This window comes from Staphylococcus cohnii subsp. cohnii, assembly GCF_002902365.1.
GTDB classification, from domain to species: domain Bacteria; phylum Bacillota; class Bacilli; order Staphylococcales; family Staphylococcaceae; genus Staphylococcus; species Staphylococcus cohnii.
In genome coordinates this window covers 1-16,270 of record NZ_PPQC01000068.1, presented here as the reverse complement: position 1 = coordinate 16,270, position 16,270 = coordinate 1, and the positions used below count along the sequence as shown (strand labels likewise).

Below are 16,270 nucleotides of genomic sequence, written 5' to 3'. Positions count from 1 at the left end.
AGGTTTAAATATTGGAAAAGACACCGATTATTCACATCTTTTTTCAAATCAAAAGTGTTCTCGTACAAATTTATTGATATCAATTTTAGCCAAAATCATCTATGATATCTTTCGGTGATATTACAATTTTCGCGCCATCTTGTGCACTCATTAGGTTGCCCATTGTCATATCATTAAACATTGACCCTGGTAAAACATATACCTCTCTGTTTTGTTCTAAAGCGCAATTTGTTGTAATTAAAGTACCACTTTTAATTGTAGACTCTGTTATCAATACACCTTTTGAAAGACCACTAATCAATCTATTTCTTTCTGGAAAATGGTGTTTAAGCGGTTTTTGATAAGGCAGATATTCACTGATGACTAACCCTGTTTGTTCTAACTGTTCCCTTATTTTTTGTGTTGATTTTGGATAATGATTAAGGTGGCCAAAGGCTAACACTGCAATAGCTGCCATATGATTTTCTATAGCGTATTGATGTGCTACTTGGTCTGCACCTTCTGCTAATCCAGAAACGATAGTTAAATTCTTCTTTTTAAATGAAGGAAAAAGGAATTTCAGAGCATCCCTTGTATAATCAGTAGCATGTCTAGAGCCAACAATTGCAAGGGTTTGGTCACGTGCAGTTAACGCGATATTTCCTTTATAAAAAAGTATGAATGGGGGATCATGTATTTCACGAAGTAAATTTGGATAAGATGGATGGTTAATTCCAATAAAATTAATATTCCATTTATATAATTGCATCAGTATAGCATCAATGTGATAGTTAACAAAATCATGATATATTTGATATTTCTTTTGAGATTTGGTAGTTGATAAATATAGTTTTAGTATCTTTTGTTGTTCACGCTTAGTATATGACAGAAAATTGCTTTTAAATTTAAATAACCGATGTATTTGCTGTGTGGACAGTCCTGAGAAACGTAATTTTAAAAATAGATAATCTGTGTTCATATATCGTACTCCTTTATAAAATCATTATAAAGTAAATCGATATAAAGTCAGTTTACAAATTAAATTCATTTAGGCTACATTTGTAATCTATTTTTAAAAAGAAATTTAAATGAGTACAGTACATGACCTACATATCATACAAAATTCGTACACTTAAAATAGCACAAACTCCAACATATTTTGGGAGTTTGTGCTCATTTTAATACTATTGCATTGTTAATTTATACTATTTAACAGTAAGTAACTGTTCATAGATACCTGCTTCTTTTGCAGCATCAATTAACGTTGTACCAATTTCTGATGGTGTATCTGCGGTCTTCACACCACAACTATTTAATGTTTTGATTTTCTCATCTGCAGTACCTTTACCACCAGAAACAATTGCGCCAGCATGACCCATACGTTTTCCTGGAGGTGCTGTTTGGCCACCAACGAAACCTACTACAGGTTTGTTCATATTAGCTTTAATCCACTCAGCAGCTTCTTCTTCTGCTGTACCGCCAATTTCACCAATCATAACAACTGCTTTCGTTTCATCATCTTCATTAAATTGTTTTAATACGTCGATGAAGTTAGTACCGTTAACTGGATCTCCTCCGATACCTACTGCAGTAGTTTGACCAATGCCCTCTTCAGTCAACTGATGTACAGCTTCATAAGTCAATGTACCTGAACGTGAAACTACGCCCACATGACCTTTTTTGTGTATATAACCAGGCATGATACCAATCTTACATTCGTCTGCAGTAATAACACCTGGACAGTTTGGTCCAATCACACGTGTTTTCTTACCTTCTGAATAACGTTTCACTTTAACCATGTCGATAACTGGAATATGTTCTGTGATACATATCGCTAAATCTAACTCAGCTTCGATACATTCTAAAATAGCATCTGCTGCAAATGGAGCAGGTACATAGATTACTGAAACAGTTGCACCAGTTTCTTTTTTAGCTTCTTCAACAGTATTGAAAACTGGTACGCCTTCAACTACTTGTCCACCTTTACCTGGAGTTACCCCTGCAACAATTTGCGTACCATATTCAAGCATTTGTTTTGTATGGAAAAGTGCAGTAGACCCTGTGATACCTTGTACAATTACTTTTGTATTTTTATCTATCATTACGCTCATCTTAGCGTTCCCATCCTTTCCTTACGCTTCTTTTACAAGTTTTACGATTTTTTGTGCGCCTTCTGCCATTGTTGCAGCTGGTTCAATAGCTAACCCTGATTCTTTCAGAATTTCTTTACCTCTTTCAACATTTGTACCTTCTAAACGTACAACTAACGGTAAAGTTAATTCAACTTCTTTAACTGCAGCAACAATACCTTCAGCAATAATGTCGCATTTCATAATGCCACCAAAGATATTAACAAAGATACCTTTTACATTTTCATCACCTAATATGATTTTAAACGCTTCAGTAACTTTTTCTTTCGTTGCGCCGCCCCCTACGTCAAGGAAGTTCGCCGGATTACCACCAAAGTGATTGATTGTATCCATTGTCGCCATTGCAAGACCAGCACCATTTACCATACAGCCAATGTCGCCATCTAATGCAATGTATGATAGATCATATTTAGAAGCTTCGATTTCTTTTGGATCTTCTTCTTCTAAATCACGTAATTCTTGGATATCTTTATGTTTAAATAACGCATTGTCATCAAAGTTGAGTTTTGCATCTAATGCAAGTACTTGTCCATCACCTGTAGTTACAAGTGGGTTAATCTCAACAATTGAACAATCTTTTTCAATAAATACGTTATAAAGTGATACTAAAAACTTAGCTGCTTTATTAATAGATTCTTTAGGAATATTAATATTGAAAGCAATTCTTCTGGCTTGATAAGGTGCTAATCCAACAACTGGATCAATTGTTTCTTTGAAGATTTTTTCAGGTGTTTCAGCAGCAACCTTTTCAATTTCAGTACCGCCTTCTTCTGATGCCATCAAAGTAACTCTATCAGTTGCACGATCAATTACAAATCCAACATAATATTCTTTTTGAATATCGCAGCCTTCTTCTATGTAAAGGCGCTTAATCTCTTTACCTTCTGGTCCAGTTTGATGTGTTACTAATGTTTTTCCTAACAATTCTTTTGCATATGTTTCCACTTCAGATAGTGATTTTGCAATTTTAACACCGCCTGCATTGCCTCTACCCCCGGCGTGAATTTGCGCTTTTACAACATATACATTTGAATCTAATTCTTTTGCCTTTTCAACTGCTTCTTCAACAGTAAATGCTACACGTCCTTCTGGGACAGCAACGCCCATTGAACGAAATATTGCTTTACCTTGATACTCGTGGATATTCATTCTCCATCCTCCTGTTTCTTAGGTTAAGTTCATATTTAATTATAGGAAATGAAAGCGCTATTGTAAACTGATTTAAACTACTTATTTCAATTCTTTTAATTTTTAGATTATTTATAAAGAGATTTAATTGGTTGAAATGTTTTTCTGTGGGCATTTAAAATGCCGTGATTTTTAATTGCATCTAAGTGTTGCTGAGTCCCATAGCCAACGTTTTTTTCAAACCCATACTCTGGAAATTTTTGGGCAAGCTGCTTCATATACCTGTCTCTATTTTCTTTGGCTAAGACACTTGCTGCAGCAATCGATACACTTTTAGCATCGCCTTTCACAAGAGATGTTTGATCGATATCTGTTTCTAAAGTCATCGCATCAATGAGTAAATGCGTTGGCTGAACTGACAGCCCATTAATAGCACGTTTCATTGCTAATTTTGTCGCTTCGTAAATATTGATTTCATCAATTTCCTCTACGGTGGCATAGCCGAATGCATAAGCATGTAATTCCTCTAATAATTGACGTTCTAATATTTTTCTTTTTTTGGCAGTAAGTTGTTTCGAATCATTAAGACCTGTAAAGTGATGATCATGATTTAATATCACTGCACAAGCAACAACTGGTCCTACAAGTGGACCTCTTCCCACTTCATCAATACCACAAATTATCGCACTTTCATCATTTGCTAATATTTGATTTTCATAAAAAGTCATGGCTTGATATTGATTTAATAATTGTTGTTCTTTATCTAGTTGTTTTATTCTTGTTGCTATTGCTTTTTGAACTCCAATACGTTCATCCTTATAAAATGGTAGATGTTGAATGTCGTCCATGTTATCTATCGTTGCTAATTGGTCTTTAATTTCTTTTATCGTTTGTTTCATAAATTTACGCTACACATCCATTTCTTTAATAACATCAAACGTATATGTTCCGATTTTCGCATTTCTAATTTCATGGATGATTAATTCAATGACCGCTTCATAGTCAACCTCATTACCGCTACGCAACAATCCTCTACGACGTCCTATAGCATCAAACCATTCTAAATTTTCAGCTTCTATTGGCACATCGACCTTATAGTGATTTTTCAATCCTTCATAATCATGAGCTTTTAAAAATTCAAGACCATAAATCGCAACTTCATCCAAATGTACAATACTATCTTTAATCGCTCCGGTAATACTTAATTTTTTTCCTACAAGTTGATCTTCAAATTTAGGCCAAAGTATACCTGGCGTATCTAATAATTGAAGTGAATTTCCAACTTTGATCCATTGTTGTTGCTTTGTAACACCAGGTGTATTTCCAGTTTTAGCAATGGATTTGTGTGCTAACTTATTAATGAGTGTAGATTTTCCAACATTAGGAATGCCGACGATCATCGCACGTATCGCACGTGGTTTTAGTCCTTTTTTCTTTTCACGGTCAAATTTTTCTTGTGTTGCTTTAATAGCTGTTTGCTCTACTAATTTTAGTCCTTTTCCATGTTTAGCATCGATTGCCACTGGATAATAGCCTTTTTCTTTAAAATAAGACTCCCATTTTTCTAATTCTTTTAAATTCGCCATGTCTTTTTTATTCAAAATGACTACTCTCGGTTTTTGTTGTATCACGTCATCAATCATTGGGTTTCTTGAACTATAAGGAATACGGGCGTCAACAAGTTCAAAAACAACATCTACTTTCTTTAATTGTTCAGCAACTTCGCGTTTTGCTTTTGCCATATGTCCTGGATACCATTGGATTACCATTTACTTCACCTTTCTTTTTACGTTTATTCATTTGTTTTCAAAATTTTATATTTTATTCATACCATTCATTGACCTTAAAATCATAACACGAGCGGTGAATAGAGATAAATAAAAACTTGTATTTACTTTATTTAAAAAACTAATTTCCACTATTTTCCTATAATAAATGCCCAATTGTCTAGAACAGACCTTAAATTAAGCAAATTTGTGCCCTTCAATACTAAACACCAAAATAAATATAATCTTGTGATTAATTTTTTTGAAATAAAATAATAGTAATTTTTATCAATAAATCTAAAAAATCGTTACAATAGAATTAAAATATTTCAATTACAGGAGACTACTCATGAAAAGGATGCTTTTTTACATATTATTATGCTTTATATTAGCAATCATTGGTCATGGATATGTCATCTATAGATTTATAAATGATGGTGTTTTATTTACAGGGCCCAACGATGGCATGGAACAAATGATTCCAATGCAAATGTACTTGTATGATAAATGGAGTCATGGACAATGGTTTTACGCCACTGATTTTGGATTAGGTGGAGATTTTTTTACTGATTTAAGTTATTATTTTTCAACTAATATTTTATTTATAATTAATGTGTTTTTTATCTTTATCATTAAATTAGTGGTCAATTTAAATACGCAAGACATCATGTTTTGGATGACAAATGCTATTGTAATATCAGTATTTAAATCAACATTAGCGATGTTAGCAACTTTTGGTTTTGTACGTTACATTACACATAGTAGAAGCATTGCACTACTATCGTCATATCTTTTTGTAATATCACCACTCTATTTTAGGTTTACTGTATATTGGCCTTTTTTCAGTGATATTTTTATATTATTACCGCTACTCTTATGGTCTATTGAATTATTTTTGCAAAAAGAAAAAAAAGCTATGTTTATTATAGTAGTCACAGTTTCATTAATTAATAACTTTTATTTTGCATATTATCAATTAATCGTAGGCCTAATCTATTTCACGGTTAGATTAATATATAAGCATAAACATGATATCGTTCCTAGATTTAAAGCAATATACACAATCCTCATTGCTGCAATTTTAGCACTTGGTTGTAGTCTTTTCTTTTTTTATCATGGCTTACGTGCTTATACCAATAATAGACGTATACCTTTTAATGGAGACGTAGATGCTTTTGAACCCTTCAACCAAAATACGAATTTATTTTATGACAATTACTTAATAGTGATTTTATTTATAGTGATACAAGCACTGTTATCATTTAAACTGTACAAACATTTTTATTTTAAGTTATTCGCTATCTTTATGATCCTTACGATAGGTGCTAATTATTTACCATTTGTCGATCAGCTCTTTAACGGCTTTTCTGCTCCACAAAAAAGATGGCATTACTTAATAGCTTTTAACGCTGCATTGCTCATTGGACTATATGCAAAATACTTTAGCACTTTAACGGTTAAAAACTATCTTTTTTCATCAATCATAAGTTTAAGTTTTATCTTTATAAGCGCTTGGGTTTATGATGATTTCGTTTCTTGGCTTTGGTTTACACCTATTGTTAGTTTAATAGGCTTATTAGTATTATGTATTCAAGTCCCAACTTATCGTAAACGTTTAGCTTATTTTTACTATACTGCCATATTGATATTAGCAACACTCGTTGTAGCTGTTTTTATACGCAATCAAATTTATTTTGAAGATCATGTTGAACGCGCAAATCGTTATTATGTCAATGCAAGTCTTTTTAACACACCGTTACAAAGACAGTTAGTCTCTGAAATGAAACATGCTAAGACCGAAGACGAACGTATCGATTGGCGTGTTAATGAACAAGATAACACACCTATGTATCAATTTTTTAAAGGTTCAAGTATATACTCAAGTATCTTTCACCATAATATTTTAGACTATTACTACGATGATTTAAAAATTAACCTGCAGTCTGAATCAGTGAGTAGATACCAAAGTACTAATGGGCGACAAAATATTAGCAGTTTATTTTCAATGAAATATTTAATGTTAAAAAATTATGAAAACAATGTTCCTAGTTATTTTAAAAAAGTAAAAAGTGAAGGACAATATCACATTTATGAGAATACTTTAAACTTACCTTCCGTAAAAGTGACTGATCAAATCTATAATACCGACGCTTTAAAAACACCTATCGATCGAGAACATGCGATGTTAGATGGTGTTGTTATAAAAAATAAAGGTGAGACTTATACGGATAATGCACAAAACCTTATCAATTCAACTAAAATAGTTTATAAAAATATAAAAGTGAAAAATCATAATCAAATCTATCTGCCCAAAAACCAAGGTCAGATTAAAATTCATATTCCAAATCACTTAAGAAAACGTTATTCAGACTTTTATTTAAGTTTAAAAGTTCAACGTGGCCAACCCGATAGCAACTACACAATTAATATCAATAATTATGCTAACCACCGTTTATATAACAATTCAACCTATAAAACTGGCGTTGAAAACCAATTATATAGGACGCAACCAGATAAAGATGGTAATATTAACATAGCTATTAATCCTAGAGGTAATTATTATTTTGAAATTCAAAGTCTTCATGGAGAAAACTATAATAAACTTAAAAAAGCCTATAACACAAAACAAAATCATTATTATAATGATATTAACAATGGAGTTAAAGTGAAGTTAGCGCCACACTCTAAGGGTATCGCAACGATTAACATTCCTTATCGTGACGGTATGATGGCCTACATAGATCATAAAAAAGTAAAACCTAAAAAAGTAAATTATATGATGACTGGTGTGCCAGTCTCAGAACAAGATCGTGAAATTGTCATTAAATATCGACCGAAATATTGGTTTACGATGATTATCATTTCAAGTATAAGTATCTTAATAAGTGCTTTTTGGTGTCTAAAACAAAAATCTAAATTTAAATAAAGGAGTTTATCTGAGATGAGGTATGACCGTGTTTCATAGAATTTGGTCCCACAAACTAACAAGATTTTTAACGATCCTTTTAATGGGCGTTGGCGTAGCTTTATTAACGTTCACACCATATATTTATCGCTATTTAACTGACGGTGTCGTATTCAGTGGTCATGGTGATGGGTTTAGGCAAATGATGCCTTTCCAAATGTATCTTTACGAACACTTTAGCCAATTCAAAAGTTTTTATGATCATTCTTTTGGTTTAGGTGGAGATTATGTTAAAGATTTATCCTATTACTATGCAACCTCACCTTTTGTAATAATTAATTTTTTATTCGTGTGGTTATCTGAAGTAATATTTAATAGCAACCCTAGCAATATCACATATTGGGCAAGTAACCAATTGATTGTAGCTTTTGTCAAAGGTATTGCTACATTTATCCTTGCGTTCTATTTCTTTAATTATATCAAGCTCAAAAACTACATAGTATTTTTGGCTTCAATGTTATATGCAGCTTCAACAACCGTCATTTATTTTAATTTTACTTGGTCATATTATGGAGATTTATTAATTTTTCTCCCACTATCTTTGCTTGGTATTGAACGGTTTTATAAAGAAAGAAAAATTGGATTATTTATTTTTGCTATTGCTTTAACATTATTTTCTAATTTTTATTTTAGTTATTACGAAGCTATTGTCATTTTGAGTTACTTTATCTACAGATGTATCTTCCCACATGCAAAAGATATCGTCACAAGGAAACAACAACTTTGGATGATACCTATAACAGTTATATTAAGTACCTTAATTGCTATATGGGGTTTTTATACTGGAGTTTCTTCTTTTTTAAATAATGATAGAGTAAGTAATCCTTATTTTAATTTTGGTATCATTACAGATTTCGCACGACAAAAACATTTTTTCACAAATGGATTTTATATCACTGTTACTATCATTGCACTCATTGCTTTACTATCTTTTAAATTATATCGACATTATTATTATAGACTTTTCGCTATCGCAACTTGGGTGATGCTAATAGGATCTCTAACTCCCCTTTTCGATAGTATGTTCAATGGGTTCTCAACACCTGAGCGCCGCTGGGTTTATATATTTGCGCTAACTACTGCTGGATTAATTGCATTATTTATTCAGCATTTATCTGAATTATCATTGAAGTCGTATATATTCGCTTGCTTACCCGTATTAATGATTATGGGTATTATGCAAATTATAGTTAAAGAACAAAGAATGTCATGGATGGGCGTCTGCCTTGTAATTATGATTTTTATCGGTATATTGCTTTATAAAAAATCACTATTCAAATTAAAATGGCCATCTGTTGTACTTGTAATATTATTCATTATTCAACAAGCAATTATTTTAGAGAACGACCATGTCAATAATGTTCAAAAATACGAATCGACAGTTTCGTCAATGCATGATTCAAAATATAAAAGTCCTGCATTAGCCAAAAAAATTGATAAGATTAAACAGAGTCAAGATAATCCATTCAGTAGAATCGATTACATGTCACAATACGGTTTGAATTCACCAATGATATATCATTTCAACGGCATTGCATTATATTCAAGTATTCTTGATGGTGATATTTTAAAATATTATGATAAAACATTACAAATCAATATGCATACGGATAAAAACAGCACTTACCGTTTACTTTCAAATAGAGCTAATTTGATGGCACTTTGGGATGTCAATGATCGTATACGACGTCCAGAAGACAAAAACATGCCTTACGGTTTTTCTAAGCATAGTACAATCAAACATTCTAATGATGAATCCTTTATACACTCAAAAAATAAAATCGATTACCCAAGTGCACATATTACAAATAAAGTATTTAATAAAAAAGATCTTAAATCACCTTTGGATAAAGAACAAGCAATGTTACAAGGGGTCGTTTTTGACCAGACAGACGCATACCCTACCAATCAACAGTTCACACCGAATAAAAACTTACTTGCAGAAACTTCAACTCATTTAGTTAATGCAAAACGTACACATAAAAATAAATTATCCGTTTCTAAGGACGGCGGTGGTATCCAGTATAAGTTACCACCATCTATTGCCAATCAATATGAAGACCTTTATGTAGAGATGGATGTTGAATTGTTGGGACCAGATAAAGAACACAATGTTGGCGTAAATGAATATAATCAACATCGTAATAACTTATCTTATAAGTACAGACGTTTCGTCACTCCTATAACAATGCGCATAAAATCTGCTCAAGATTTGAATATAAAATTATCTAAAGGTACTTATCGTTTTAATATTAAAGGCATTTACGGAGAAAACTACGACGTATTAAATAAAGCGCATAAACAACTACATTCAGTGAAAGTTTCACAAAATGCCCGTAATTATACAATTGAAAAAAATAAAAATGATGAAGGTTATCTCGTGTTGCCAATGCCATATAGAGATGGAATGAAAGCTTATACAGACAAAGGCAAAACGTTACTAGTTAAACAAGGAAATGGCATCATGACAATCATCCCTGTAGAACAAGGACAAAAGACAATTACGCTTAAATATACACCACCCTATACATGGTTATTGATCGTAATTAGTGTTATTGGCGTCGTTTTAAGTTTCATATATACAAAATGGATTTATGCTAAAAAATCAAAATAATATCTTTATCACCTTCGTCAAATTGTTGCAAAGCAAAAAAGAAGCAGTTCCTAATAGGAACTGCTTCTTTTTTATGACTTTTATGCTGATTAACGAATTTCTTTGATTCTAGCAGCTTTACCACGTAATTCACGTAAGTAATATAATTTAGCACGACGTACTTTACCGCGACGTTTAACTTCGATTTTTTCGATTTTTGGAGTGTGTAATGGGAATGTACGTTCCACACCTACACCTGAAGAAATCTTACGTACTGTGAAAGTTTCTGAAATACCTCCACCACGACGTTTGATTACAACACCTTCGAATACTTGGATACGTTCGCGAGTACCTTCAATAATACGTACGTGAACTCTTAAAGTGTCACCTGGACGGAATGAAGGTAAATCTGTGCGTAATTGTGATTGTGTTACTGCTTCGATTAATTTGTGATTACTCATTATTTTTTCTCTCCTTCAACCTATGTTCTTGCCTAGACAAATATATAGCAGCGGATCATAGTGATTTTCGTGTGTCGCACACTTAAATTATGTTAGCACACTGTCATTCATTTTTCAATTGCTTTTTATATCTTTCTAAAATATCTTTATCTTTATCCGTAAGTGGATAATTTTCTAATAAATCTGGACGCTTTTCCCACGTACGTATCAGTTTTTGCTCATGACGCCATTGATCAATATGCGCATGATTACCTGACAATAATACATCTGGCACGTTCATATCTTGGTATGAACGTGGTCTTGTATATTGTGGAAATTCTAACAAACCATCCTGAAAGGAATCATCCTCGTGCGATTGTTGATTGCCTAAAACACCTGGTATTAACCTTATAATTGCATCAGTCATTACCATAGCAGGCAATTCTCCACCTGTTAAAACATAATCTCCCATAGAAATTTCATCAGTAACTAGATGCTGTCGAATTCGTTCATCATACCCCTCATAATGTCCACAAATAAAAACCAAATGTTTTGAATGACTGAGTTCCTGTGCAATTTCCTGATTAAATGGCCGACCTTGTGGACACATTAAAATCACTCGTGTATCTTCTGTTTTTTCAATGCACTTCATTGCATTAAATATAGGTTCTGGTTTGAGCACCATGCCTTGTCCACCGCCAAATGGATAGTCATCTACTTGATTATGTTTATTTTCAGCGAAACTTCTAAAATCGACAGTATTGACTTGTAGCATTTCCTTATCTTGCGCTCTTTTTAAAATCGATTGATTTAATACGCCATCAAACATTTGAGGGAACAAAGTTAAATAATCTATCTTCATTATTCCAACAATCCTTCCATAGGCGTAATATCAATACGTCTACCTTCAACATCTATATCTTTAACAACATCTTCTATATATGGTATGAGATATTCTTTATCACCTTTGACAACCCATACATCATTCGCACCCGTTTCAAAAATTTCTATCACGCGTCCAATAGGCGTTTCTTTGTCATCGAATACGGTACAACCAATAATATCTGAGTAATAATATTCATGTTCACCTAATTCAATTTCTTCATGGTCGCGTTCTTGTAAAAGTATTTCCCCTTTTAAATGCTCAATATCATTAATATTATTGATTCCTTCAAAAGTCAACATGTGTAACCCTTTATGCATGCGATATGTCGCAACTTTCAATTCTATTGTTGGTTCATTTTGACGTTCTATCAACACAACTTCACCTGGTTGAAAGCGGATATCTGTAAAATCTGAGTGAGATTGGACTTTGATTTCGCCTTTTATACCATGTGTATTGATAATTTTACCTATTTCTACTTTCATTTAAGCTCCTCCGATAATGTATAAATATATCATTGAAATTCGTTTTTTCATTTTTTGACTAAAATAATTATAACATGAATTGTCATAATTATTTTAAGCCTTCACTATACTTCCACGTGGTAAAATGTGTATTGATTATTTTAATTATTCCTTTAAACAATCTTATTAACTAGTGAACGTGCACTAAATGCTGGTGAAAATTTATATAAATTTTCACTAATATGGTAATTTAAAAGGCTGGGACAAATGTATTGTCTCAGCCTTTTATCATTATATTGGCATGGACTATGGTAAACATTTCACCTTAGTCATCCATGCGGAGATAAGACGACGAAATCATTTTAAATCACTGAGATTTCTACGCCTCTCCTTTTATAAATTTAATATGTGTAAATGATGACAATTATTTTTGATCGTCAAATTTTTTCAAGATACCTTCTCTTGATAAGATATTGTGTACAGTATCTGTTGGTTTAGCACCATTTTTTAACCATTTTAATGCTAATTCTTCGTCAATTTTAACTTCTGGAGCATTTACATTATTTGGATTATAAGTTCCAATTTGTTCGATGTTACGACCATCACGTGGCGCACGAGCATCTGCTGCTACGATACGATAGAATGGATTTCTTTTTGAGCCTAAACGTGTTAAACGTAATTTAACTGCCATTTATATTCTCTCCTTTGATTGTTCTAATTTTTATTTTCTACAAGAAATAATATTAACAGTTATTTAGAACTTTGTAAAGAGTTTCTTCTTTACCATTTTATATTTTTACTTTTAGACAATTAATTATATCAATATAGCTTACGATTTCGACATAAACTTGACATAGATCATTAAACACTATAAATTGAGAATAAATTAAATATGAAATGCACTAGGGGTGTTTTTTAACTGAGATGAGTTTACTCAAATCCTTTGAACCTGATCTAGTCCATACTAGCGGAGGGAAGTGTTACAAAAATGACAAAACTATTTTAATGTCTTAACTATAGATTGTAGATTTTTAGTACACAACTTCTCTCACGGAGGTTGTGTATTTTTTATTTAATAAATAATTCTAGGAGTGAAATGATGACTAAAACAATACTTATAACTGGTAGCAGTAGAGGGTTAGGTGCATCAATAGCAAAAACTTTAGCTAAGAAAGGACATAATGTAATTATCAATTATTTTCAAAATAAAGCATTAGCAGAAAAAGTTGTGGCCGAAATTGGTCACGATCAAGCAATTGCGATATGTGCTGATGTCACAGATAGAACACAAGTTGATCAATTAATCACGGAAGCTACTAATTATTTTGGAAAAATAGATGCCGTTGTGAATAATGCGCTTATAGGTTTTAAATTTGATCCTTCTAGTCAAAAATCATTTAAAGACTTAAGCTGGTCAGATTACCAACAACAAATTGACGGTACGCTCAAAGGTGCTTTTAATGTAACCCAAAGTGTTATCGATCAATTTATTAAGCACAAATCAGGTAACATTATATCTATCGGAACGAATTTATACCAAAATCCTGTCGTACCCTATCATGAATATACTACCGCTAAATCAAGTTTAATCGGTTTTACAAGAAATATTGCTGCTGAACTTGGTCAGTATGGCATCAAAGCTAATGTCGTTTCTGGTGGTTTATTAAAAACCACAGACGCCAGTGCTGCCACTTCAGATGAAGTATTTGATTTAATTGAACAGACTACACCATTACATAAAGTAACAACACCACAAGATGTAGCAAATATGGTGGCATTTCTAGTTAGCGATCAAGCTAATGGTATCACTGGTCAAAATATTACCGTAGATGGCGGTTTAACAATGAACTAAAATATGGAGGGCATCAATTATGACGCACGATCAACATCTCAATATAGGTGTATTAATTTACGGTTGTGGCCATCACCAAGCTGCATGGCGTATGCAAGATTCTAGTATTGATCGAATTGGCGATATCAATTATTATCAATCGTTAGCTCGACTATCAGAACGAGGCTTGCTAGATGCTATATTTTTTGCTGATAATCAATCTTTTCCTGCAAAAACGGATAATGATATGCCAGCTTTTTGGTTTGATCCATTAATGAATTTAGCAGCAATAGCACAAGTAACACAAAATATAGGTCTTGTTGCGACTATCTCAAGTACATTTTCGAATCCTTTTACTGCTGCAAGACAATTATTGAGTCTTGATCATATGAGTCAAGGACGTGCAGGTTGGAATTTAGTAACCTCTATGACAGATTTAGAAGCTGCAAATCATAGCATGTCTCGTTTACCTGCACATCAAGAACGTTATAAAAAAGCAGATGAATTTGCCTGTGTTATGAATCAACTATTAACATCTTGGAGCTTAGAAGATTTTGTACATGACAAGGCACAAGATATTCTAATCAATGCAAACCATATCCATGCGATCAATCATGTAGGAGAACACTTCAAAGTACAAGGGCCTTTAACAACACCAAGCAGCCTACAAGGTAAACCTGTTGCTATGCAAGCAGGCGCATCAGATCCTGGCATTGCATTAGCTACTAAATACGCAGATGCCGTTTATGCAGTAGCTTGGAACATACAGCAGGCTACTGCATTTAAAAAAAGATTAAATCATCAACTAAAATTAGCAGGTAAATCAGAAGACAGTTTAAAAGTCTTTCCGGGGTTAGTCACATATGTCGCCCCAACATACGAAGAAGCTTATGCTAAAAAGCAAAAACTAGATGCAAACTTAGCAATTGAAACAGCATTAAATCAATTAGAATTTTTCATCCATCAAGATTGTCATAATTGGGATTTGGATGAACCAGTGCCACCTTTACCACCATTAGAAGCTTTTAAAGGTCCTAAAGGTCGTTATCAAACTGTATTAGAAATTATAAAAGACAAAAATCCAACTTTAAGACAATTGTTAGGATATCTTAGTGCAGGTGGTGGACATTTAACGCTTATCGGAACCCCGGAACAAATTGTTGATGAAATGGAACATTGGTTTAATGAGGGGGTAGCCGACGGATTTAATTTAATGCCGCCAACTTTTCCTAATAGCTTAGAAGATTTTGTAGATTACATCATTCCAGAATTACAAAAAAGAAATCTTTTTAGAACAGAATATGAAGGTACGACATTTAGGGAAAATATGAATTTACCTAAGTCAAATTAAATAACACGTCATTCACAAATGAAAATTCATAATTTTATATTTCCTACGATTTTGCATCGTGCTGACGCCCGGGGAAATGATATGGACGAGAGACTACAGTCTAGAGCCATATCCCCAGGCAAGCATACACGATCAAAATCGCAAGTTAGTCTCATATAAAAAGAACCAATCCATCATGTGTATTCATATTTAGTTATATCTTTTGGTTAATTAAAAACATGACTTTTTATTAGTTGTATGAGTTAAATAATACGAAGCTTTTTTCTATTGTATTAAAACACATCACTTATAGAGATTTTGCATCGTGCTGACGCCCAGGGAATTGATATGGACGAGAGACAATAGGCTCGAGCCATATCCCTAGGCAAGCATGCACGATCAAAATCGCAAGTTATCCATATAAAAAGGACTAATTCTTTATTACTTATGATTTCAATTCATGTTATTAACTTTATAAAATAAGAACATCATTAATTTATTAGGATTACTGAATTGTTTTAAATGAGCCTTTGCTTTTATATCTTGAGAAATATTTCAAACGATTTTGCATCGTGCTGACGCCCGGGGAAATGATATGGACGAGAGACAATAGGCTCGAGCCATATCCCTAGGCAAGCATGCACGATCAAAATCGCAAGTTATCCATATAAAAAGGACTAATCCATTTCTTGATATGCTCCCTTCAAAGTAGACACTTAAAAATGTAAACTTTGAAGGGAG

General features: G+C 32.8%; 13 protein-coding genes and 1 riboswitch. Of the genes, 4 read left to right on the top strand and 9 right to left on the bottom strand.

The features are described from left to right. Window positions 1-85: 85 nt before the first annotated feature. From dprA to ylqF, 5 genes are all read right to left on the bottom strand, one after another. Window positions 86-958 (bottom strand): DNA-processing protein DprA, encoded by an 873-nt coding sequence (dprA, locus tag CD032_RS12035; protein WP_019468458.1) that lies wholly within the window; start codon window positions 956-958, stop codon window positions 86-88. Between the two features lie 226 nt (window positions 959-1,184). Next, the gene (sucD, locus tag CD032_RS12030) at window positions 1,185-2,090 is read right to left on the bottom strand and encodes a succinate--CoA ligase subunit alpha (protein ID WP_019468459.1); all 906 of its coding nucleotides are present in this window, start codon (window positions 2,088-2,090) and stop codon (window positions 1,185-1,187) included. Between the two features lie 21 nt (window positions 2,091-2,111). Continuing rightward, entirely contained in the window at window positions 2,112-3,278 is a 1,167-nt protein-coding gene (sucC, locus tag CD032_RS12025; RefSeq protein WP_019468460.1) for an ADP-forming succinate--CoA ligase subunit beta, read from the bottom strand. Between the two features lie 107 nt (window positions 3,279-3,385). Continuing rightward, window positions 3,386-4,156, bottom strand: a complete 771-nt coding sequence (rnhB, locus tag CD032_RS12020; RefSeq protein WP_019468461.1) for a ribonuclease HII — start codon at window positions 4,154-4,156, stop codon at window positions 3,386-3,388. Between the two features lie 9 nt (window positions 4,157-4,165). After that, complete coding sequence (gene ylqF / locus CD032_RS12015) at window positions 4,166-5,026, bottom strand: ribosome biogenesis GTPase YlqF (protein ID WP_046467717.1); 861 nt, start codon at window positions 5,024-5,026, stop codon at window positions 4,166-4,168. Window positions 5,027-5,372: 346 nt separating this feature from the next. On the opposite strand from ylqF, the gene CD032_RS12010 reads away from it, so the two are divergent. Together CD032_RS12010 and CD032_RS12005 are read left to right on the top strand one after the other, a co-directional pair. After that, entirely contained in the window at window positions 5,373-7,949 is a 2,577-nt protein-coding gene (locus CD032_RS12010; protein ID WP_103211517.1) for a YfhO family protein, read from the top strand. A gap of 28 nt (window positions 7,950-7,977) precedes the next feature. Then, window positions 7,978-10,602, top strand: a complete 2,625-nt coding sequence (locus CD032_RS12005) for a YfhO family protein (RefSeq protein WP_103211516.1) — start codon at window positions 7,978-7,980, stop codon at window positions 10,600-10,602. Window positions 10,603-10,691: 89 nt separating this feature from the next. Here the strand turns inward: CD032_RS12005 and rplS are convergent, their stop codons facing one another. The 4 genes from rplS to rpsP form a co-directional block, all read right to left on the bottom strand. Continuing rightward, the gene (rplS, locus tag CD032_RS12000; RefSeq protein WP_019468465.1) at window positions 10,692-11,042 is read right to left on the bottom strand and encodes a 50S ribosomal protein L19; all 351 of its coding nucleotides are present in this window, start codon (window positions 11,040-11,042) and stop codon (window positions 10,692-10,694) included. A gap of 103 nt (window positions 11,043-11,145) precedes the next feature. Beyond that, window positions 11,146-11,883: a tRNA (guanosine(37)-N1)-methyltransferase TrmD gene (gene trmD / locus CD032_RS11995; RefSeq protein WP_103211515.1), complete on the bottom strand. Its 738-nt coding sequence runs from the start codon at window positions 11,881-11,883 to the stop codon at window positions 11,146-11,148. Continuing rightward, window positions 11,883-12,389: a ribosome maturation factor RimM gene (gene rimM / locus CD032_RS11990; RefSeq protein ID WP_019468467.1), complete on the bottom strand. Its 507-nt coding sequence runs from the start codon at window positions 12,387-12,389 to the stop codon at window positions 11,883-11,885. Before rimM ends, trmD begins: the two co-directional genes overlap by 1 nt. A gap of 403 nt (window positions 12,390-12,792) precedes the next feature. Further along, a complete protein-coding gene (rpsP, locus tag CD032_RS11985; RefSeq protein WP_019468468.1) occupies window positions 12,793-13,059 on the bottom strand; it encodes a 30S ribosomal protein S16 in 267 nt (88 codons plus the stop codon). Between the two features lie 203 nt (window positions 13,060-13,262). Next, window positions 13,263-13,361, top strand: a riboswitch (TPP riboswitch). 106 nt (window positions 13,362-13,467) lie between these two features. Between rpsP and CD032_RS11980 the strand changes: the two genes are divergently transcribed. Both CD032_RS11980 and CD032_RS11975 read left to right on the top strand, forming a co-directional pair. Continuing rightward, window positions 13,468-14,220 carry a 3-oxoacyl-ACP reductase gene (locus tag CD032_RS11980; protein WP_019468469.1) on the top strand — a complete coding sequence of 251 codons (753 nt, stop codon included), beginning with the start codon at window positions 13,468-13,470 and terminating at the stop codon, window positions 14,218-14,220. A 19-nt stretch (window positions 14,221-14,239) separates the two neighbouring features. Then, complete coding sequence (locus CD032_RS11975; protein WP_019468470.1) at window positions 14,240-15,550, top strand: LLM class flavin-dependent oxidoreductase; 1,311 nt, start codon at window positions 14,240-14,242, stop codon at window positions 15,548-15,550. Window positions 15,551-16,270: the final 720 nt, after the last annotated feature.